The sequence below is a fragment of the Streptomyces noursei ATCC 11455 genome (genome assembly GCF_001704275.1).
GTDB classification, from domain to species: domain Bacteria; phylum Actinomycetota; class Actinomycetes; order Streptomycetales; family Streptomycetaceae; genus Streptomyces; species Streptomyces noursei.
This window is the reverse complement of sequence record NZ_CP011533.1, coordinates 2,112,176-2,132,581: the sequence shown is the minus strand read 5'-3', so window position 1 is coordinate 2,132,581 and position 20,406 is coordinate 2,112,176. Positions and strand designations below refer to the sequence as shown.

At 72.3% G+C, this 20,406-nt stretch carries 17 protein-coding genes and 2 pseudogenes; 8 read left to right on the top strand and 11 right to left on the bottom strand.

The features are described from left to right. Positions 1-132: 132 nt before the first annotated feature. Together SNOUR_RS09045 and SNOUR_RS09040 are read right to left on the bottom strand one after the other, a co-directional pair. Complete coding sequence (locus SNOUR_RS09045) at positions 133-1,371, bottom strand: serine hydrolase domain-containing protein (protein ID WP_099055669.1); 1,239 nt, start codon at positions 1,369-1,371, stop codon at positions 133-135. Between the two features lie 56 nt (positions 1,372-1,427). Next, on the bottom strand, positions 1,428-1,829 hold the full coding sequence (locus SNOUR_RS09040) for a PadR family transcriptional regulator (RefSeq protein ID WP_079142397.1): 402 nt from the start codon (positions 1,827-1,829) through the stop codon (positions 1,428-1,430). Positions 1,830-1,934: 105 nt separating this feature from the next. Between SNOUR_RS09040 and SNOUR_RS42725 the strand changes: the two are divergent. Then, positions 1,935-2,234: pseudogene (locus tag SNOUR_RS42725) on the top strand (carboxymuconolactone decarboxylase family protein); the annotation flags it as partial. A gap of 10 nt (positions 2,235-2,244) precedes the next feature. Next, a pseudogene (locus SNOUR_RS48195) lies at positions 2,245-2,571 on the top strand (sigma factor-like helix-turn-helix DNA-binding protein); the annotation flags it as partial. Positions 2,572-2,626: 55 nt separating this feature from the next. Here SNOUR_RS48195 and SNOUR_RS48190 read toward each other — a convergent pair. Then, on the bottom strand, positions 2,627-3,046 hold the full coding sequence (locus SNOUR_RS48190; protein ID WP_079142395.1) for an ArsR/SmtB family transcription factor: 420 nt from the start codon (positions 3,044-3,046) through the stop codon (positions 2,627-2,629). 166 nt (positions 3,047-3,212) lie between these two features. On the opposite strand from SNOUR_RS48190, the gene SNOUR_RS09025 reads away from it, so the two are divergent. Further along, on the top strand, positions 3,213-4,463 hold the full coding sequence (locus SNOUR_RS09025) for an MFS transporter (protein ID WP_067345393.1): 1,251 nt from the start codon (positions 3,213-3,215) through the stop codon (positions 4,461-4,463). 1,009 nt (positions 4,464-5,472) lie between these two features. Here the strand turns inward: SNOUR_RS09025 and SNOUR_RS09020 are convergent. The 3 genes from SNOUR_RS09020 to SNOUR_RS09010 form a co-directional block, all read right to left on the bottom strand. Beyond that, the gene (locus SNOUR_RS09020; RefSeq protein WP_067345391.1) at positions 5,473-6,156 is read right to left on the bottom strand and encodes an HdeD family acid-resistance protein; all 684 of its coding nucleotides are present in this window, start codon (positions 6,154-6,156) and stop codon (positions 5,473-5,475) included. 51 nt (positions 6,157-6,207) lie between these two features. After that, positions 6,208-7,686: a glycosyltransferase family 39 protein gene (locus tag SNOUR_RS09015; protein WP_067345388.1), complete on the bottom strand. Its 1,479-nt coding sequence runs from the start codon at positions 7,684-7,686 to the stop codon at positions 6,208-6,210. Positions 7,687-8,645: 959 nt separating this feature from the next. Next, positions 8,646-9,239: a hypothetical protein gene (locus tag SNOUR_RS09010; RefSeq protein ID WP_067345385.1), complete on the bottom strand. Its 594-nt coding sequence runs from the start codon at positions 9,237-9,239 to the stop codon at positions 8,646-8,648. Between the two features lie 253 nt (positions 9,240-9,492). Between SNOUR_RS09010 and SNOUR_RS09005 the strand changes: the two genes are divergently transcribed. From SNOUR_RS09005 to SNOUR_RS08985, 5 genes are all read left to right on the top strand, one after another. Then, positions 9,493-10,944, top strand: coding sequence for an AfsR/SARP family transcriptional regulator (locus tag SNOUR_RS09005; RefSeq protein WP_067345382.1), 1,452 nt, complete (start codon positions 9,493-9,495; stop codon positions 10,942-10,944). 177 nt (positions 10,945-11,121) lie between these two features. Beyond that, positions 11,122-13,455 carry a sensor histidine kinase gene (locus SNOUR_RS09000; protein WP_067345380.1) on the top strand — a complete coding sequence of 778 codons (2,334 nt, stop codon included), beginning with the start codon at positions 11,122-11,124 and terminating at the stop codon, positions 13,453-13,455. Then, positions 13,452-13,853, top strand: a complete 402-nt coding sequence (locus SNOUR_RS08995; RefSeq protein WP_067345377.1) for a roadblock/LC7 domain-containing protein — start codon at positions 13,452-13,454, stop codon at positions 13,851-13,853. Before SNOUR_RS09000 ends, SNOUR_RS08995 begins: the two co-directional genes overlap by 4 nt. After that, complete coding sequence (locus tag SNOUR_RS08990) at positions 13,850-14,215, top strand: DUF742 domain-containing protein (protein ID WP_067345376.1); 366 nt, start codon at positions 13,850-13,852, stop codon at positions 14,213-14,215. The genes SNOUR_RS08995 and SNOUR_RS08990 overlap by 4 nt, the downstream gene beginning before the upstream one ends. Further along, positions 14,202-14,792 (top strand): GTP-binding protein, encoded by a 591-nt coding sequence (locus SNOUR_RS08985; RefSeq protein ID WP_067345373.1) that lies wholly within the window; start codon positions 14,202-14,204, stop codon positions 14,790-14,792. The genes SNOUR_RS08990 and SNOUR_RS08985 overlap by 14 nt, the downstream gene beginning before the upstream one ends. 44 nt (positions 14,793-14,836) lie before the next feature. On the opposite strand, the gene ssuE is transcribed toward SNOUR_RS08985, so the two are convergent. From ssuE to SNOUR_RS08960, 5 genes are read right to left on the bottom strand one after another with little or no spacing between them, the layout of a single operon-like run. Then, positions 14,837-15,397 (bottom strand): NADPH-dependent FMN reductase, encoded by a 561-nt coding sequence (gene ssuE, locus SNOUR_RS08980; protein ID WP_067345371.1) that lies wholly within the window; start codon positions 15,395-15,397, stop codon positions 14,837-14,839. A gap of 58 nt (positions 15,398-15,455) precedes the next feature. Beyond that, positions 15,456-17,075, bottom strand: a complete 1,620-nt coding sequence (locus tag SNOUR_RS08975; RefSeq protein ID WP_099055668.1) for an FAD-binding oxidoreductase — start codon at positions 17,073-17,075, stop codon at positions 15,456-15,458. 55 nt (positions 17,076-17,130) lie between these two features. Next, positions 17,131-18,018 (bottom strand): LLM class flavin-dependent oxidoreductase, encoded by an 888-nt coding sequence (locus tag SNOUR_RS08970; RefSeq protein WP_067345369.1) that lies wholly within the window; start codon positions 18,016-18,018, stop codon positions 17,131-17,133. Further along, positions 18,015-19,451 carry an aminotransferase class V-fold PLP-dependent enzyme gene (locus SNOUR_RS08965; RefSeq protein WP_079142389.1) on the bottom strand — a complete coding sequence of 479 codons (1,437 nt, stop codon included), beginning with the start codon at positions 19,449-19,451 and terminating at the stop codon, positions 18,015-18,017. Before SNOUR_RS08965 ends, SNOUR_RS08970 begins: the two co-directional genes overlap by 4 nt. A gap of 38 nt (positions 19,452-19,489) precedes the next feature. Next, a complete protein-coding gene (locus SNOUR_RS08960; protein WP_079142387.1) occupies positions 19,490-20,296 on the bottom strand; it encodes an SDR family NAD(P)-dependent oxidoreductase in 807 nt (268 codons plus the stop codon). Between the last annotated feature and the right edge of the window lie 110 nt (positions 20,297-20,406).

The window sequence follows — 20,406 nt, the reverse complement described above, 5'->3', positions numbered from 1 at the left end:
CCGGTGGGTATCCAAACAGACGACGAGCCGCTTGCTCCAGGCCCTGTCCACCCCCTGGTCCGACGGACCATTGTCGACGGCCGGAGCCTGGTCGAGGTCTGTTGCCGCATCTACCTCGACCAGGCAGGCTGGTCAGTCGTCGATCGCCTGGTAGAGCGTGGTCCAGAAGTCGTGGATGGCGCGAGCCGAATCCGGAGTGGACATCCCGGTCTGGGTGAGCAGGATGCCGACGAGTCGGTTGTGCGGATCGGCGTAGGTCGTGGTGCCGGCCCCGCCGTCCCAGCCGAACTGGCCGATGGGTGCGAAGTCACCACGGTAGGTGCGCACCGTCATCCCGAAGCCCCAACCGCCGTGCTGCCCCAGGCCGTATGACAGATGGACGAGGTTGCGGGCCAAGGCTTCTCGGGCGGCCAGCTGCTCGGACGGGAGGCGGTTGGTGGTCATCAGCTCCACGGCGGGTCGGGACAGGATCCGTTGGGTCCCGTGCATCCCGTGGTTGAGCAGCATCCGGAAGTAGGCGTGGTAGTCGTCGACGGTGGAGTCCAGTCCGCCGCCGCCGGACTGGAACGCCGGAGGCTTGCTGTGGTGTCCCCCTTCGGCCTCGTCCTCCACGGTGAACTCTCCGGTCTGCGGATCGGGGGCGTACAGGGGCGGCAGCCGGTGGATCTTGTCTGCGGGCACATGGAAACCGGTGTCCTTCATCCCCAGCGGACTGAAGATGCGTTCGCGCAGGAACGTCTCGAACGACTGGCCGGTGACCCTGGCGACGAGCACCCCGAGCACGTCGTCGCTGACGTTGTACAGCCACCGCTCTCCGGGCTGGTACATCAGCGGCAGCGTGCCCAGGCGCCGCATCCACTCATCCGGCTCCGGTGCCGGCAACAGCCATCCGTCCTCCTGGCCGTAAACCCCCTGCTCGAAGAATGCGCCCATCATCGGCGAGGTCCGCGCCGTCATGTCCAGCCCGAGCCCGCACGTGGAGCCGAGCAGGTCCCGTACGGTGATCGGGCGCCGCGCCGGTACGGTGTCGTCCAGTGGGCCGTCGGCCCGCTTGAGCACCCGCCGGTCGGCGAGCTCGGGCAGCCACTGGTCTATCGGGTCGTCCAGTCGCAGCCGGCACTCGTCCAGCAGGACCATCGTGGCGGCGACCGCGACCGGCTTGGTCGTCGAGGCCATGCGGAAGATGGTGTCCCGGCGCATCGCCGCGCCACCGTCGTGGCGCATCGTCCCGAGCGCTTCGACGTGTGTTTCCTCGCACCGACCGACGAGGGCGACCAGCCCGGGAATCCTCCCGGAATCGACATGCCCTGCAAGCACTTCGCGCATTCTGCGCAGCCCCGCTTCGGAGAAGCCGTCGGTGCCTTTTCCCATCATGAATCTCCAGTGTTCGATACGTGCGGTGTTCGATCTGATGTGCTGTGTCGCTGTCAGGCCGGCTGGTCTTCTTCCGCTGCCGGTGTCCTCGCCGGCGGCGCGCGCGATGGCGTCGGCCAGCCGTTTCCGCTGCCTGCTCCGCGAAGTTGATCGAGTCGTTCTGCGAGGAAGCTCCAGGTCCCCCAGAACTCTTCGAGAGATTCCCGCCCTTGAGCGTTGAGGGAGTACACCTTGCGCGGCGGTCCTTTCTCTGAGGGGACCTTCTCCACGTCGACGAATCCGCGCCGCTCGATCCTGACCAGCAGGGCGTAGACGGTGCCCTCGGCGATGCCGGAGAAGCCCTGATCCCGCAGCCACGCCGTGATCTCGTAGCCGTACGCGGGTCGGTCGGACAGGGTCGCCAGGACGATGCCCTCCAGCGTCCCCTTGAGCATCTCCGTCAACTGCTTGCCCATGGGGCACCCCCTTCAGCTACTCGGTAGTGCCGAGTACCGGTACACGGTAACACTGACTACCGGCGTCCGGTGCCGCTGAAGACCGCGGGGGCGCAGGGCGATCTGGAGTTCGGTGGCAAGGCGGGTGCCTGGGGTGCGGCCGACGCGAGCCTGAAGTCGTTCGCGCACATGGCCGTCGCGGCGCTGGTCGGCTGCGGCTGGTGCCTGGATGTCGGCTATTTCCAGGCACGGAACGCGAAGTTGGACCTGACCAAGGCGAGCCAGGTCCCGCGGTGGCGCGAGTCCGAGGTGTTCACGCCGCTGGAGCGGGACGTGTTGGAGTTCGCCGGGGCCATGACGAGCACCCCGCCGACCGTGACCGACGCGATGTACGCGAGCCTGCTCGGCCGGCTCGGTCCCCCTGCGACTCGCCCCCGTCTCCATCGCGATGCTGACCGTGTTGGAAACGCTCGGGCCGGCGGAGCGGGCGGTGTTCGTGCTCCGCGAGGTCTTCGCGATGTCCTACGGCGAGATCGCCGAGGTCGTGGGGAAGTCCGCGGCCGCGGTGCGCCAGATCGCGCGGCGGTCGCGGGAGCATGTGGCGGCCCGGCGCCCCCGTGTGCGGGTGAGCCGCTCGGAGCGACAGACCGTCCTGGAACGGTTCCTGGCCGCCTTGCGCACCGGGCGTTTGCAGGAGCTGATGGAGATCATGGCTCCGGACGTGGTCCTGATCGCCGACGGTGGCGGGTCGGCGGCCGCCGCTCACCCGGAACGGCGCAGGGGGCGCTGGCTTGCGGTGGGCGGTGTCGAGTCCGTTGCTATTCCTGCCAGTTGGCGACCAGGGTCAGCAGGCCGGGGAAACGGGCCTCCAGGTCCTCGATCCGGACGTGGCTGCGCCGCTCCAGTCCGTACTGCCGCTGACGGATCAGCCCGGCCTCCCGCAGGGCCCGGAAGTGATGGGTGAGCGAGGACTTGGGGCGGTCCAGGCCGAACCAGCCGCAGGTGTGGTCGAAGTCCTCCGACTCCAGCAGCAGGGTGCGCACGATCCGCATCCGCAGTGGATCGCTCAGTGCGCCCATGACGACCTCCAGCCGCAGGGCGTCCCGTTCCGGCTCCGGCAGCGGCTCGGGCGCGTCGGCCGGTATGGGCCGCTGGAGTGCGGCGAGGTCTGCGCCTGCGCCTGTTCCTGTGCGCGTGCCTGTGCGCGTTCCCGCGTCGGTGTCGGTGTCGGTGCCCATGTCTGCGTCCCTCCCGTGCGGCGGCCTCACCCGTACCCGTCATCTGCAGTACGACTTGCATCGTACTGCAGATCCCTGTACGAATCTTCTCGTACCGCTTGTACGAATCATCTCGTACTGGCTGGATGAGGAGGGGACACCCATGCCTGAAACCCGTACGGCGCCCATGCCCGGAACTCGTACGCCACGCCCGGCGGCTACCCGTGCGGAGTCGGCGGTGTCGTCGGCGCCGTCGGTGCCCCCGACCAGGGAGATCTGGTTCGCCGCGTGGCCGGTGGTCGCCGTCTTCGTCCTGTCGAACGCGGCGATGCCGCTGTACGCGGTCTGGCAACGCCAACTCGGCTTCACTTCGGGCACGTTGACGTTGATCTTCGCGGCCTATGTGGTCGGGTTGCTGGGCGCGTTGCCGGTGGCGGGAGTGGCCTCGGACCGTATCGGGCGCAAGCCGGTCCTGGTGCCGGCGCTGCTCCTGGGCCTTGTCGCCTGCCTCGTCTACGCCACCGCGCCCTCGGTGGCGGCCCTGGTCGTTGCCCGTCTGCTGACCGGCGTGGCCACGGGCGTCGCGGTGTCGGCCGGCATGGCTGCGGTGACGGACGTCGCGGCCGGGCGGAGGATCGGGCCGCTGTTGGCGTCCACCGGAATGGTCCTGGGTGCCGGAATCGGCCCCGTACTGGCCGGGGTGCTGTCGGAGACCGCGCCCGCACCGACCGTGACCGTCTTCGCCGTGGAAGCCGTCCTGCTGGTGACGGCGTTGGTGGCGGTGGTCAGGATGCCGTTGCCCCGGCGGGACCGTGGGGCCGGCGCCGCCGCGCCCGGTTCCTGGGTACGGCTGCCGGTCGTGCCGCGGGCCAACCGGCGTCATCTCGCCCTCGGGCTGGCCGCGTTCGCGCCGGGCATCAGCGCCACGTCCTTCGTACTGTCGCTCGGGCCCTCGCTGCTGGCCGGTCTGCTCGGCACCGCGAACCGGGCGCTGGCGGGCGGGATGGCGCTGGCGATGTTCCTGTCCGCCACCGGCGTGCAGTTCGCGCTGCGGCGGATGGCCGTCCGCACCGTCCTGCTGACTTCCGGCGCGGCCACCGTCGCCGGCACCCTGGCGCTGGTCACCGCCATCCACACCGCCACGCTCGTCCCCCTGGTCGCCGCGGTGGTGCTGGCCGGTGCGGGCCAGGGCGCCGGCCAGTTGGGCGGGCTCACGCTGCTCAGCCGCGAGGTCCCGGCCGCCCGCCGCGCGGAGGCCAACGCGGCCCTGAACGCCGGGGGTTACCTCCTCGCCGGCACCCTCCCGGTCGCCGACGGCTACCTCAGTGACGCCATCGGCCTGCCGGCGGCGGCCACCGCCTTCGGCCTCGCGGTCGCCCTCCTGGCCGTGGCCGGCGCGGTACTGGTCGCGGCGCGGGGCGGAGAGGCGCGCGGGTAGGCGTAGTTGCCACCGCCGGCCGTGGCAGGCCGCTGGTGACCACGGCAGGTCATCGCTGACCCCGCATGTCACCGCCGACCACGGCATGACGCCGCTGATCGCGTCGAGCTCGCCTCGGGCGACGGCCGGGACTCCGGCGCGGTTCGCAGCGGCATCGCGGATCCGATATGATCATGACGCAACTTCGCCCCGCGGGCAGCGGGTGGGAGTCATGCGTCCGTGGTCCAAGGAAAGACGTCCACCAACCGGTGGGAGATGCAGGTGCAAGGCCGGCCGGGCGCTCCATGAAAGGCCCCTTCCTCATACGAGGAGGGGGCCTTTTCCCTTCGGGCTCGGCGCGGGCGCGGGCGCAGGCGTGGTGCGCTCGGCTTGTCCCCGTGCCCCATGGAGCGTCCCGTACGGAGAACGGGGCAGCTCGCCTCGCGGCAGACCGCGCGGCACTCTAGCGTCGGGATCACGCCCGGTCCGGTCAGGACGGGTCGGGATGAGGCTGGGGCGCACTGTCCTTCGCACGTCGGTGCGTCCAGCCGCCCGCCCCGGCGGCGACTGTCTTTATCTCCCCCCCCCCCGATGATCGCGACGTACGGCACGTGCGACCGGCCGGTGACGTCGAGGTAGTCGCCCGTGTGCCCGCCCTCGGCGAGCAGGGCCGCGCCCACCGCGGCACAGTCCTCCCTGGCGACGTATCCGACGTATCCGACGTATCCGAGGTACCCGATGTATCCGAGGTACCCGACGTACTCGATGTGCCCCTCGCCGCTGATGCCGCGTCCGTACTGATGACGAGCGCCCGCTCGGCACCGTCGAACGCGCGGGTCAACGACTCCCGGTCGTCGAAGTCGGCGGCCCGGACCCGGACGCCCGGATCGGGGACCTTGTCCGGGGTGCGGGTGAGTGCCACGACCCCGGTAGGTGGTCGTGACCAGGAGTGCGAGCCACCGGGCGGCGGGAGTCGCCGGCCGGTGGCTGGTGGACGGCGCTACGCGATCGGTCCGTAGCGCCGTCCGGGTCAGTGCTGTGGGTGGGGGCGGAAGTGGAACGGGGACCGGTGGTGCTTGGTGGTGGTGCCTTTGGTGAGTCGGCCGGCCGCGACGCGCAGTTGGATGGCATGGGCCACCTCGACCACGCCCAGCACGATGGCCGCGATTCCCGCCACCATGGTGAGCACGGCGATCGAGGGGAACGGCGAGACGATCAGGACGATGCCGGCGAGGAGAGTGATGATTCCCAGGAACATCTGCCACCCGCGTGCGGGCATGTTGGGAGTGGACCCCGCGGCCGCCGTCATCATGATGCCGCGCAACAACCAGCCGAAGCCGATCCAGAGGGCCAGCAGCAGTATCGACTGCAGGGTGCCCCGGAAGCAGACGAGCCCCAGCAGAACGCCGAGTGCACCCGTGATGAAGTGCAGCGCCCGCAGATGGCCGGGAACGTGTGCGCCGAAGGCCGCCGCCAGCTGGAAAACACCGCTGACCAGCAGGAAGATACCGAAGATCACGCCGACGACGTGCAGCGTCTTGCCCGGCCAGGCCAGCACGGCCACACCCAGGGCGACCGATGCCAGGCCGATGGTGAACAGGGCTTGCCAGCTGCGGTTCGCGAGGGTGCCCAGCGCCTCGCCCATCGGGGAGGTGCCCTCGGCCTGCGGCTCACGCGGCGGGCTGTTGCCCGAGGATTCGGAGGGGGAAGTCATGCCGCCTGCCTCTCTCTGGAACAGCAGGATCAGGTCTGGACACCTCCATCGTCACCCCTTCGGCCCAGTCGCGCTCGGGGAGTGGGGACGGTCCGGCACCCGTCGCTCGTAGACGCTCACCCTGCGGCCCCGCTGGACGCTGTCCGAGCGGCGCACGAAGTAGGTGTCCAGGACGCGCCGCTTGGTGCGGTCGGCAGCGGAGGAGGCCCGGGTCGGACCGGGATCGGTGACGAGCACGATGTGTCGGGCGCTCAGCATGGCCCGCTCTATGTCCCGCGGCCCGGCCTCTATGCCCTTCAGCGTGCCGGACTCCACCGGCCCCCGGGCCAGCGCCAGATCCCGCAGACCCGCGAACGCCCGGGGCGAGACGAGGGCGGTGTCGCGGCGCGCGGCGGGCAGGAACAGCACGCCGTCGGCGGTGCTGCGGACGTGGTCGACGGTGGCCGCCGCGGTGAGCACGTCGTCGACGCGGCTCTCCATGGTGCGCAGCCGGACCTCGATCGGCAGCAGCGCCACGAGGGCGACGGCCACGGTGGCGGGCAGCAGTATGCGGGCGTGGGTCCGCAGGCGCGTGGCGAGCGTGACCACGAGGACGCCTGTGCAGAGCGCGAGACCTGCGTACGCGAAGAGCACATAGCGGGTGACGTAGAGCGGCTTGACCACGGAGACCAACGCCAGGCCGAGTTGCGGCACCGCGCAGAGCGGCAGCGCGACGGCCGCGAGGGTCACCCGTCCGTGCGGCTCTCCCGCTTGCGTGCGCTCGGGGCGGCGCGCCCGTGGCAGGAGCGCGCAGAGGGCCGCGATCGTCACGGTGATCAGCACACCGAGCACGGTCGACCAGCCGAGCGGCTTGATCCAGGAGACCAGTGAGACCTGGCTGCGACTGGTCAGGATCACCGGCAGGGATCCGACGACGGCCCCGGAGGCGGCGAGCCCCCACCCGACCCGGCGGGCGCGGTCGGCGTGGACGCACACCAGGGTGACGGCATGCGCGGCGAGTGCGAACAGTGAGAACCAGTTGAGCCACGCGGCCACCAGCACGGCCCCCGCGTACCAGGCCCACCGCCGACCGGTCGGCCGCGCGAGGGCCCCCACCAGCAGCCAGGTCGCGAGCATCACGAAGGCGAGGACGAAGGCATAGGACCGCCCCTCCTGGGCGTGCTCCTGAACCGCCGGGACGAGCGCCAGCGCACAGCCGGCCGCCATCCCGGCCCAGCGTCCGGCGAGCCGGGCGCCGACCAGTGCGGTCAGGCCGCACGCGGTGGCGGTGGCGAGCACCGAGGGCAGCCGCAGGGTGACCAGGCTGTCACCGAAGAGGGCGAACACCGCGTGCATCACCGCGTAGTAGAGGCCGTGGACGACGTCGGCCTGGCCGACCATGTGCGCTATCTCAGCCAGCGACCGATGCGCCGCCTGCCATGTCGCCGCCTCGTCACGCCACATGCTGTGCTCGCGGGTGAGGCCCCACAGTCCGAGAGCGAGGGCGAGGACGGCCGGACCTGTGCAGACGGATATGCGACCGTGTCGCACTGTGCCTCCAATGACTGTGACTGCGGGGGTGGGGCCGGCTGGCCAGACCGAAGGGACGCACGGCTCGGCGGTGCCGGGCGGTTCCGCTCGGCACCGCCGGACGTCACGCGTCACGCGGCGCACTCGGGCGCGGAGGGCGGCGGCGCCGAAGTCGCCCAGGGAAGGGGCCTGTTGGGCGTGGGCGGTGCCGGTCGGGCGTGGAGTGCGGCCCGGCAGGCGGGACTTGCCGGACGTGGCCGGGCGTCTGTCCTCCGGGTCAGGGTCGGACGGACCCTAGTGGCGGTCGGGCGGTGCCTGCGCCGGCGCCGTGTCCGTGACGGCGAACCCCGCGGTCGTCTTCCTCGTCATGGGCGATGCTCCCCCTGTGCGGGCATGAACTCGATGCCATGCCTCCTGATCGCGTTCCATACGGTACGAATCGCGAGCCTTCACGTTCAAGTTACATCGTGAACGTATGTCCTAAAGGTGATGGTCTGTGGTGACCTGGTGAGCCGCCCTCGGTCCGCCCCTGCCCGCCCGCCTCTCGCCCCTGCTCGCCGCCGCCTGTCGTTCTCCGGTCCGCCGCCCGTCGGGTGTCGTCCGGTGCGGGCGGGCGACCGTTCCGCGTTCTGTTTTCGATTGCGGAAAGAGGAGGGGGGACAGGGATTGGCGAGGGGAATTTCTTGATGCCGGAATCGGAATCCTGGTCGATTGGCGGCCGGGGGTGATGCGGGTCGGTCGGCTGGGTCCGGTATCGCCCTCGGCGTCGCCGACCTCGTCGTCCTCGCCGTTCTGGTCTCCGCGGACGGCACGGTGTCGTGGAGTCTCCAGGGCCCTGCCCGATGGGTCAGGGTCGGACCCGGCCATGACCAATCGGACAGGCCCCAGGGCCCTGCCCGCACGGTCCCGTCCGCCGGGTGGTGTCCGGCACGTGCTCCCGCCGCACCGGACACCGCCCGACCCGGCAGCGCCGCCCGCCGTCACGCCCCCGGAATGGCGGCGCGGAACTTCTTCGTCAGGTCGGCGCCGCGGATGACGCCGCCCTGGTGGTACTTCAGCCCCCAGGCGTCGATCACCGAGCCGTCGGCGAACATGCAGGCGGAGGTCGCCTTCGAGGGGTCGGTCTCGTTCCTGGGGCCCCAACCGCCGCCGTCGGTGGGCCGGTTGCCGAACATGGCGGTGCCGTTGATGCCCTGGCAGTAGGCGATGGAGGGGTTGCCGGGGCTGCTCGGGCCGCCGGGCTTGCGGACGTAGGCGAGCGCGGCCAGGGTCGGCTTGTCCGCGGCCAGGGTGTCCGCGCCGATCATGATCTTGCTGCCGTCGCCGGCGGTGAAGAGGCACATCTCGCGCTCACCGCCCAGCGGGGTGATCTTGTTGCCGGTGCTGGTGTAGTAGGGCACGCGGGTCTCCGCCGTGCCGCCCTGCTGCGCGCACCAGGCCGCGTCGGCCGACAGGTGGTGCCGTGCGGGCGCGGTGGCGGGGCCGCCGCGCGGCGTGCCGGCCGCGTTGGCCGCCACGGCCGTACCGGACAACAGGACGAGAACGGACACCGCAAGGGCGTAGGAGCGCTTCACGCTTCCTCCTCGGGACGGGGTCGGTGGGGGAGACGTCGCCGGCCGGGCGCTGTGCACGGGCCCATCCTCAGCACCCCCCGTCGCATCGTCAACGCACGTCACCCGGCCACCGGGCGGACTCGACGACATTGACGCGTTCCCGCGGGTGCACCCCGGACGACGTGCCCTGACCAGGGACCAGATCCGGCCAGTAACGCGGGTGTAACTCCCGTATACGGCAGAGGAGTTCACCGCGGGTTAGAGTGTCCGGCTCATGAATCCCCCACTGCTGCGCATTCGCCTGCTCGGCGGGTTCCGGCTGGCGCGCGAGGGCGGCGCGCCGCTCGTGGCGCGCTGGTCCCGGCCCGGCGCCCGGACCCTGGTCAAGCTGCTCGCCCTCGCCCCGGATCACGCGCTGCACCGCGAGCAGATCATGGCGGTGTGCTGGCCGCACGCCGAACTCCGCGCCGCACTCGGCAGTCTGCGGGTGGCGCTGCACACCGCCCGGCACGCGCTGGAACCCGAACTGCCGCCGCGCGGCACCTCGGCGTATCTGACCGCCGACGGCGAACTGCTGCGACTGGTACCGGACACGGTACGCGTGGACGTCCACGAGGCCGAGACCCTCGCCCGACGGGCCCTCGACGGTGGTGGACGTCCCGAACTCGCCCGCGCCCTGGAGGAGTTGATCGGGGACCTGCTGCCCGAGGACTGCCACGCCCCCTGGGCCGAACCGGCCCGGGAACGCCTGGCGCGCCACCGCGCCGATCTGCGGCGCGCACTGGCCGACCACCGCGGACCGCACGGCGGCGCGGCGCGGTCGGAGGCGGACGCGGCACGGGTACGGCTGGACTGGGCGCTGCACCTGGACCGTTCGGGGCGGTACGCGGAGGCCCTCACCGTGGCGCGCGAGGCCCTGCACGGTTACGAACGCCAGGGGTTGCGCGACGCCTGCACCCTGGCCGCCGCCCGGCTGGCGGAGGTGCTCGGCCGCGGCCGCGGTCGCGGCGACGCGGCGCTGGCGGTGCTGGACGCCCATCCGCCCGGCCCCGACACCCCCGACGACATCCGGGCCGCGCACCACATGGCGCGTTCGGCGGTGCTGTCCTACTGCGGCCGGTACGCGGAGGGCCTGGCGGCCGCGCGGGCGGCGGAGGACTGCGCCGGGGCCGCGCGGGGGGCCGACCATCCGGTGCTGTTGGCCCGTGCGCTGGCCCAGCAGACCGTCTGCCTGGGCCTGTCCGGCCTCGCCGGCGAGGCGGCCGGCCCGGCGACGGCGGCGCTGGCACCGGCCGAGGCGTCCGGCGACCGGGCGCTGCTGGCCACCGTGCTGTCCGTGCTGCGGGAGACCGAGCGCCGTGCGGGACGGCACGGGGAGGCGCTGGTGTACGGGCGCCGCGCGCTGGCCCTGGCCGAACAGGCCGGCCGCCCCACGGCGACCGCCTTCGAACGGGCCAACCTGGCGGAACTGCATCTGCTGCGCGGTGAACGGGCGGACGCCCAACGCCTGGCGCTGGCCTCGGTCGAACTGGCGGAGCCGTTCGGCGGCACGGCGCTGGCGTTCGCCCTGACGGCGCTGGCCCGCGTCCGGCGCGGCGCGGCGCCGCAGGAGGCCCGGCGGCTGCTGGAGCGGGCCGGGCGCTGTGCGGCGGACGGCGGGCACCTCCAGGCCATCGAGGAGGTGCGGCTGGCCCGGGCCGAGACGGCCGAGGTGGCGCGGCTCTGACGACAGGCCCTAGCGGTCGTTGCCTGCCGGGGCAACCTCTACCCTTCAGTGGGTGGCTGGATATGATCGGCACCCCCCACGGCCTGCCGATGTCGGACTGGTGTCTTCCCCCTACCCGGGCGGAACCGCCGAACCGCTGTTGGTCTTCTGATCGCCCATCTCCGCCCACGAGGACTGATGACATCCATAGACCCCGAAGGCCCACGGCCCGACGAACAGCGCAAGACCGAGAGAAAGCGGCGACGGGGTGCGGTGCGGCTGCGCACCCTGCTGATCTGGCTGGCCGTGGTGCCCACCGTTGCCATGGGTGCCCAAGGCTTCTTCACCGCGGACCGGTTGGTCCTGCAGTCCGCGAACCTGCGCGCCGACGTGGCGGACGGCGAGCGGATCGGCACCCCCCTGTACGAGCTGATGACCGCGCTCCAGGCCGAGCGCAGCACGGCGGCCGCGCGCTGGGCCGGGCAGCCGGTCTCGCACACGGACCTCAGTAGCGGGCGCGCGGACACGGACCGTGCGGTGGCCGCGTTCCAGCAGGCCGCCGGCGCCCGGGACGTGCGGGAGGACGACCGGATCGACCAGCATGTCCGGGATGCGCAGAAGCAGTTGGCGCAGCTCGGCACCTACCGCGAGCGCACGGACGTCCGCAGCGGCGGCGCGGACCGCACCACCGCCTACTACAGCGGCGTGATCCAGCAGCTGATCGGCATCTTCGGCGAGTTCAGCAACCTGGACGACGCGGCGCTCAGCCAGCAGAGCCGGCCGGTGCTCGCCCTGATCGAGGCGACCGAGGTGCTCGCCCGCGAGGACACCCTCCTGGCCGCCGCCGGCCCGACCGGGAAGCTGAGCGCGGCGAAGTTCGGCGAGTTCACCGACGCCGTGGGCGCCCAACGCTTCCTGTACGTCTCGTCGATCGTTCCGTATCTGTCCGAAAAGGGACAACAGGCCGTCGCGCAGATCCAGTCCTCGGACGCCTGGAAGGCCAAGGGCCGCATCGAGGCCGCGGCCCTCTCCGACCACCAGGACGTACCGGGCGGCGTCGTGCTGCCCCGGGCGACGCACGGCTGGCCGGCCATGTACGCACAGCTCGTCCCGCAGCTGACCACGCTCAACGCCGACCAGCTGCGCGCGGTGATCGGCAACGCCGAGGCCACCGCCGAGGACCTGGACGGCGACCTCGCGTGGATGATCGGGATCAGCGCCGCCGCGCTGCTGCTCGTGGTGGCCGTCGCGGTGTTCACCACGCGCACCGTGCTGCGCCGCCTGGCCCTGCTGCACGAACGCACCGTCACCGTCGCCGAGGAGACCCTGCCGGAGATCGTGGACCGGTTGCAGCGCGGTCAGGGCATCGACGCCGACGCGCTGCCGACGGAGAGCAACGAGCAGGACGAGGTCGGCCGGATCAGTGACGCGTTCGCCCGCTCCGTCGCGGTGTCCGTCGACGGGCACCGGCAGCTCGCCGACGAACGCCGCGGCTTCGGCATGTTCGCGGCCGGCATCGCCTCCCGCACCGGAAACCTGGTCAGCCGCCAACTGGGCCTGACCGAGGAGCTCCAGGACACCTTCGGCCACGACGAGGCGCTGCTCGCCGAGCTGATGAAGTCCGACCAGTTGACCGTGGGCATGCGCCGGCAGATCGAGAACCTGCTCATCCTGGCGGGCGGCGAGATCCCCGACCCGCACGTCGAGCCCATGCGCGTCGCGGACCTGCTGCGCGAGGCCGCCGCGGAGGTCGAGGAGTTCCGGCGGATCGAGCGGATCGCCCTCGACGAGGTCAGCGTCGAGCCGCGGGTGATCAGCGCGATCAGCCACCTCCTCGCCGAGCTGCTGGACAACGCGACCCGGTTCTCCCCGCCCGCGTCGAAGGTCGCCATCCGGGCCGAACTCGTCACGGACGGGCTGTCGGTGGAGATCGAGGACCGCGGTCCGCGGGTGGCCGCCGAGCGCTACGAGGAGATGAACGGCCGGCTGCACGCCGCGCCGCCCTACTCCGTCCTGGCCGAGAACGCCCACCGGCTCGGCCTCTTCGTGGTCGGACACCTCGCCGACCAGCTCCAGGCCCGGGTCACCCTGCGCCGCTCGACGTTCGGAGGGACCTCCGCCATCGTGATCATTCCCGCCGAGCACCTGGTCCGGAGCGAGCCGGCGGGCACGCCCGGTGCGGCGGCGCCCCGCACCCCCGCGCCGGAGCGACGGGAAGCGCGCAAGCCCGAACTCACCCTCCACCCGCGCCCTGCCACCCCCGCCCCCACCGCCACGGCGGCCGGACTGCCGCGCCGGCAGCCGAGCGAGGCGCCGGCGGCGGAACGCACCCCGCCCGGCGACGGCGCCGCCCCGCCGCCCCTGCCGGAGCGCAGACCGCAGACGCACATCGCCCAGCAGCTCCGCGAACGCCGCACCTCGGAACCGGTCAGCCAGGACACCGCGACGCCCGAAGAGGTCGCCGACGCCTGGGCGGACTACGAGCAGGGCACCGAGACAGTGGAAATCGAGCTCCGACGGGACAAGTCATGACGACGAACGACGTGATCTACAGCATCCTCGACAACAATCTGAGCCGGATCGCCGGCATCGAGGGCGCCGTGCTGCTCTCCAACGACGGCATCATGCTCAGCGCGTACCAACTGGAACGGGACCAGGCGGAACGGATAGCCGCGGCGTCCTCCGGCATCGCGGCCACCATGAAGGCCATCTCCCGGGAGGTCGACGGCGGCCGGGTCATCCGCCAGCTGGTGGAGATGAACGAGCGCTACCTGTGCATCGTCGGGTGCGGTGAGGGCAGCACGCTCATCGTCGTGACCTCGCGCAAGGCCCGCCTCGGGGAGCTCGGCGGCGAAGTGGTCCGGGCCTCGCAGGCGCTCGGCGAGTGGCTCGGCACCCCCGAGCGGGTTCCGGCACCCAAGTCGTCATGACCGCCCAACAACAGCCCGGCAGGGGGCGGCGGGCGCGGCTGTACGCCCTCACCGACGGGCGGACGACCGCACCCGGCGCCGCCCTGACCATGGACACCCTGATCACCGCCAGGGTCGCGGCGGACGCCGACGGCAGCCTGCCCACCGAGTGGCAGGCCATCCTCGGCATGTGCCAGCCGCCGAACGGGCGGGCCGTCGCCGAGATCGCCGCGCGGATGCACATGCGGCTGACCCCGATGGTGCTCCTGCTCAGCGAGTTGGCGGAGCGCGGCCTGATCCAGCACCGGCCGCCGCTGCAAGCGAACGAAACCTCCAATGTCCACCTGCTCATGAAAATCAGGGACAACCTTGCCCGGATATGACACCAGCGCCCAGGAAGAGTCCCCCGTCAAGATCCTGATCGCGGGTGGGTTCGGGGTCGGCAAGACGACCTTGGTCGAGGCGGTCTCCGAGATCGAGCCGCTCCGCACCGAGGAGCGGCTGACCGCCGCGGGGATCGGCGTCGACGACCTCGACGGCATCGAGTTCAAGACCGCCACCACCGTCGCCATGGACTTCGGCCGGATCACCCTCGCCGATGCCGGCGTGGTCCTCTACCTGTTCGGCACCCCGGGCCAGGAGCGCTTCTGGTTCATGTGGGACGACCTGTTGGCGGGGGCGCTCGGCGCGATCGTCCTGGTGGACACCCGACGGCTGGACCGCAGCTTCCCGGCCATCGACTTCTTCGAGAGCCGCGGGCTTCCGTTCGTCATCGGCGCCAACTGCTTCGACGGCGAACAGCCCTACACCGCCGAGCAGATCAGGGCGGCCCTGCACCTGGGCGACCCGGACACCCCCGTCCTGATGCTCGACGCCCGCTCCCGCGCGGACGTCCGCGGCGCCCTGCTGTCGCTGCTGGACCTGCTCATCGCCGGGGCGGCACCCGCCGCCTCGGCCTGACGCGGCCGGCTGGCCCCCGCGACGGCGCCGCGGGGCCAGCCGCCTCAACTCCCGGTCATGGCGGAGACCGTGACGCCGTCGGTGAGGGCCATCAGGAACTCGTCGAGGGCCCGGTCCAGGCGGGAAACGGTGTCCGGGTGGATCCGCAGGGCACCGTCGGGGCCCGGCTCGATCGTCCGGTCCAGGACGAAGGCGCCGCGGACGACCTGCCGGGCGCCCAGCGCGCAGAGCACCGGGCGCAGCGCGTAGTCGATCGCCAGGGCGTGCGCGGAGCTGCCGCCGGTCATGAGCGGCAGCACCGCCTTCCCGGCCAGGCCCGCGCGGGGCAGCAGGTCGAGGAACGCCTTGAGCAGGCCGCTGTAGGCGGCCTTGTACACGGGGGTGGCCACGACGATCCCGGACGCGGCCTCGACCGCGTCCAGGGACCGCCGCAGCGCCGGGTGCTCGGTCCGGCCGGCCAGCAGCTCCGCCGCCGGCAGGTCCCGGACCCTGAGGTGGCTCGTCGGCAGGCCGACCAGCGACAGGCGCCGCACGAGGTGGCCGGCCAGCAGCGCCGTGCGCGAATCCGCGGACGGGCTCCCGGACACGGCGAGCAGGGACGTCATCTTCAGGCTCCTTGGCGGCAGTTGGGCTTGCGGAACGGCTCGGTGCCCGGCCGGCGCGTCAGGCGTCGGGCAGGGTGACGGACTGGGCGTGCCGGAAGACGTTCCGCGGGTCCCACCGCTTCTTGACCTGCTGCAGGCGGGGGTAGTTCTCCTTGTAGTACAGGTCGTGCCAGGGCACCGAGGACGTGTTGAAACGCGGATCGCCGAGGTCGATGTCGGGATAGTTGACGTAGCACCCGTCGGTCACGTCGCCCGGGACCGGGACGCCGCCGGTGTCCGCGTAGACCTCGCGGTAGCAGTCCCGGGCCCAGCCGATGTACAGGTCGTCGTCGGCGGGATCGTTCCAGAACGCCTGCCAGAGCATCTTGAAGGCGGCGCCCCGGTGCGGGGCCGCCGTGGCGGCCGGGTCGACGGCGTTGATCCGACCGCCGTACGAGGTCAACAGCACATTGAGGTTCGGATTGCTCAGGTCGTCGCGGGTGAGGTGCCGGTAGAGCGCCTCCAGGTGACTGTCGGGGAAGGCCGCCCGCATGTAGGACGACTTGTACTCGGCCCGCAGAGTGGGGTCGTTGAGCACGCTGTTGGTGGTGCCGAGCATCCGGACGGCGTGCAGCCACGGCAGCCGGCGGGCCTGCGCGAACCGCGGGAGGGCGGGGAGTTCGCCCATCGCCGCGGTCATCGCGCCCGGCGCGACACCGACGCCGTCGCCCAGCTGCTTGAGGTAGTCGGACAGGATCTGTTCGGCATCCGGGACCGAGGCGTCGACGAGGGCCACCATGCCGATCTGCCCGGCCGACCGGTGGTTGAGCACCAGCTGGCTGATCAGGGCGCGCTGCGGGCTGTCGGGCGAGGAGTTGGCCACGTGCCACTCCGCGTAGTTCTGCGTCAGCCGGTGGAAGTCCGCCCGGCCGAGCTCGGCCCACGGCCAACTCACCGCGTTCACCAGCAGTTCGGCGGGCGGCCTCGGGAGCAGCCCGCGCGGGTCCCGGCCGCTCGCCCCGGGGGAGCGGAACCAGTAGCGGGTGACGACGCCGAAGTTGCCGCCCCCGCCGCCGGTGTGGGCCCACCACAGATCCCGGTGCGGATCGTCCTCCTCCCGCGTGGCGACGACCGCGCGGGCGCGCCCCGCGGCGTCCACCACCACGACCTCCACCGCGTAGAGGTGATCGACGACCAGTCCGTGGGTCCGGCACAGCGGCCCCCAGGCACCTCCGCTGACATGACCGCCCATGGCGACCGAATAGCAGAAGCCGGTGGGCGCGACGACGCCCCAGCGCGGGTAAGTGGTCTGGTACGCCTGGAGGTTGGTGGCTCCCGACTCGATCGCGATGGCGTTCAGACGCGGGTCGTAGGAGATGTTCCGCATGCCGGACATGTCGAGGATGATCTGCACGTCCGGGTGGTAGACGAAATCCTCGTAGCAGTGCCCGCTGGACCGCACGCTCAGCCGCTTGCCCCGGCGCACGGCCTCCTGCACGACGCCGACCACCTGCTCGGTGGAGGTGGCCAACCGGATCGCCTCCGGAGCGGCGGTGTACCGCTGGTTGAGCCCGCTCACGAGATCCGCGTACTGCCGGTCCGCCCCCGTCACCGCGATCGCCGCCGCGGGCTGGTGCCGGCCCTCGGGCTGGGTGCCGGGCGTCTGCCCGCCGGGTGTTCCGGTCACTTCTGCTGTCATTGCTGTCACCTTCGTAGACGCGAGTTGCTGGGCGTCCGCCCCCGTTACGTTCACTTCAGTCGCCGCGCAGCGGCGGAATCACCTCGCGGGCGACGCGCGCGAATTCCTCGGCGTGCCGCTCGCCGGGCCAGTCGAGGACGAATTCCGTCACACCGGCCGAGCCGAAGCGCTCGAAGATCTCCTCGTAGCCGTGGCGCCCGGCTCTCGGGTCCCACGGGCCGAAGATCGTGTACGCCCGCCGGATCTCCGACGGGTCCCGTCCGGCCGCCGAAGCCAGCCGGTCGATCCGTGCGTTCTGCTCCGTCGTGATGCGGAGCACTTCCTCGGCCGTCGCGCCGGGCGGGCCGTGGGTGTTCCAGGCGTCCGCGCGCTCGGCGGCGACCCGCACCAGGGTCGGCGACTGGCCGCCGACGATGAGCGGCAGGCGCGGCGACTGCGACGAACCCGGCACCGTCACCACGTCCCGGGCCCACAGGTGGGTACCGGGGTGGCTGAACACCCCGCCGCGCAGCACGCCGTCCACGATGGCCAGATAGTCGGCGAACCGCCGCACCCGCTCGCCGGGCGGCCATGGCACCCCACCGACGCTGTGGTGGTCCCAGGCGAAGAGGCCGGCGCCGACGCCCAGTTCGAACCGACCGCCCGACAAGTGGTCCAGCGCGATCGCCTGCTTGGCCAGTTGCGCCGGCGGGCGCAGGATCTGGTTCGCGACGAGCGTGCCGATCCTGATCCGCCGGGTGTTCAGCGCGGCCATGGCGAGGACGGTCCAGCTGTCGAACCAGGTGTGGCGCGGGTCCCGGAGGTCGGCGCTGTGATCCGGCAGGAAGACCTGGTCGAACCCCAGCTCCTCCAGCCATCCCAGGCGTTCGGCCAGCACCGGGAACGGCTGGTCGGGATAGAGCATGACGCCGAATTTCCTGCGTGGTTCCGCGGCGGAGTTCATGAGGTGACGCCTTCCTGTTCCCGTCGGACCTGTTCTCGTCGGACGCCCTCCGGGATATCCCGGTGCGTCAGGAAATCCGGCAGCGGGCGGGGGTCGGGCACCGGACACCACCCGTCCGGCGTGTTCCGGTAGGTCCAGCGCGGGCCGTCGGCCACCAGCTCGGCCAGGGCCGACAGCAGGCGGTCGACGTGATCCGCGGTGGTCCCCAGGCCGATGCTGGCCCGCAGCGCCCGACCCGGCTCGTGCGGGTGGGCGCGGCACAGCAGCGCGCGGACGGCCTGGTGGGCGCAGAAGGCCCCGTCCCGCACACCGATGCCGTGCTCCGCAGAGAGCGCCGTCGCGACCAGGCGCTGGTCGACCGGCGCACCGCCCCAGCGCGCGACGCCGAACGACACGACGCCGACCGCCGGCGACCCCGCGTCCCACATCCCGAGCCGGCACACGCCGGGAATCCGCGCCAGCCCGTCCCGCAACCTGGCCGCCAGGGCCCGCTCGTGCGCGGTGATCGCGTCCCAGCCGGCCGCCGACAGCGCCTCGCAGGCAACCGCCATCGCATGGGCGCCGACCACGTTCGGGGAGCCGGCCTCGTGCCGGTGGGGCAGCCCCGACCAGACGACCGTCTCGCGCCCGCCGTCCGCGGTGACCCGCGCGCTCGCCCCGCCGCCGGCCAGGTAGGGATCCGCCTCGGCCAGCCAGTCGGCCGCGCCCACCAACGCGCCCGCACCGAACGGCGCGTACATCTTGTGCCCGGACAGCGCCACCCAGTCGACTCCCCACCCGGCGAGGTCCACCGGCCCGTGCGCGGCCAACTGGGCGGCGTCCAGCACCGTACGGGCGCCGTGCGCCGCCGCCACCTCGGCCAGCGCGGCCACCGGCCACAGCTCCCCGGTGACGTTGGACGCCCCGGTGAGCACCACCAGCCGCGGTCCCGGCGGCGCGTCCGCCAGCGCCCCGGCCAGCAGCTCGACCGCCTGCCCGGGACCGGCGGGCACTCCCAGCCGGCACACCCGGGAACCGCGCCAGGCCAGCAGCGCCGCATGGTGATCGGTGGCGAACCGGAACACCGTGGTGTGCGGCGGCACCGCCCGCCCCAGGAGGTTCAGCGCGTCGGTGGTGTTGCGGGTGAACACCACCGTGGCGTCCGGCGCGGCGCCCACGAAGCGCCGCACCGTGTCCCTGGCCCGCTCGTAGGTCCGGGTGCTCACCTGGGACGTGAACCCGGCACCGCGGTGCACGCTGGAGTACCACGGAAGCAGTCGTTCCACCCCCTGGCGCACCTCGACCATGCAGGGGGTGCTCGCCGCGTGGTCGAGGTTGACGTACGGCACCCGTCGCCCGGTCACCAGCGGCACCGTCAGCCCGGAGCCGACGACCCGCGGAACGCGGCCGGGGCGGTGGTGGAGCCCGATGGACGCGGGGTGTTCGGTCAGCATGTCCCGCCCTCTCCTCCGTCAGTGGCCGGGCGCCCGGGTCACTGGGCGGTCCATCCGCCGTCCATGACCAGTACGGAGCCGGTGAAGAAGCCCGCCTCGTCGCCGGCCAGATAGGCCACGGCGGAGGCCGCCTCCTGCGGGCTGGCGATCCGGCCGAGCGGGTGCAGCCCGACGAACATCTGCTCCATCTCCGCGTTCCCGCCCACGCCCTCCCGGTACATGGGGGTGTCCACGGTGGCCAGCGCGAGGGCGTTGACGCGGATGTTCTGCGCGGCGTACTCCAGCGCGGCGGCCCTGGTGAGGCCGACCACGCCGTGCTTGCCGGCGACGTAGGAACTGATGCCGAGGCCGAAGCCCACCGTGCCCAGCTGGGAGGCGTTGTTGACGATCGTCCCGCCGCCGCGCCGCTCCATGGCCCGGATCTCGTGCCGCATGCACAGGAAGACGCTGGTCAGCACCGTGCCGACGTCGGCGGCCCAGACCTCCGGCCGCTGCTCGGCGACCCGGCCCATGGTGCCCATCGCCCCGGCGTTGTTGAAGGCGATGTCCAGCCCGCCGAAGTGGTCCTCCGCGGCCCGCACCGCGGCGGCCACCTCCTCGTCGACGGACACGTCGGTCCGTACGACCGTCGCGGTGCCGCCGGCGTCGGCGATCTCCCCGGCGACCCGGTCGAGTTCCTTCCGCCGCCGGGCCGCCAGCACCACGCTCGCGCCCTGGGCGGCGAGGGTCTTGGCCGCGGCCTCGCCGATCCCGGAGCTGGCCCCGGTCACCAGGGCGACCTTGCCCCGCAGCCGGCCGTCGGCCTCCGTCGTCCCGGTGGACGGCGTCCTGTTGTTTCCGTTCATCGACGTGGTGGGCCGTGCGCACGGGCCGGCCCTTCTCCTTCCCGCTAGGTGTGCGATGCCTGTTGGTGGAAGTGGAAGTGGAAGTGGAAGTGGAAGTGGAAGTGGAAGTG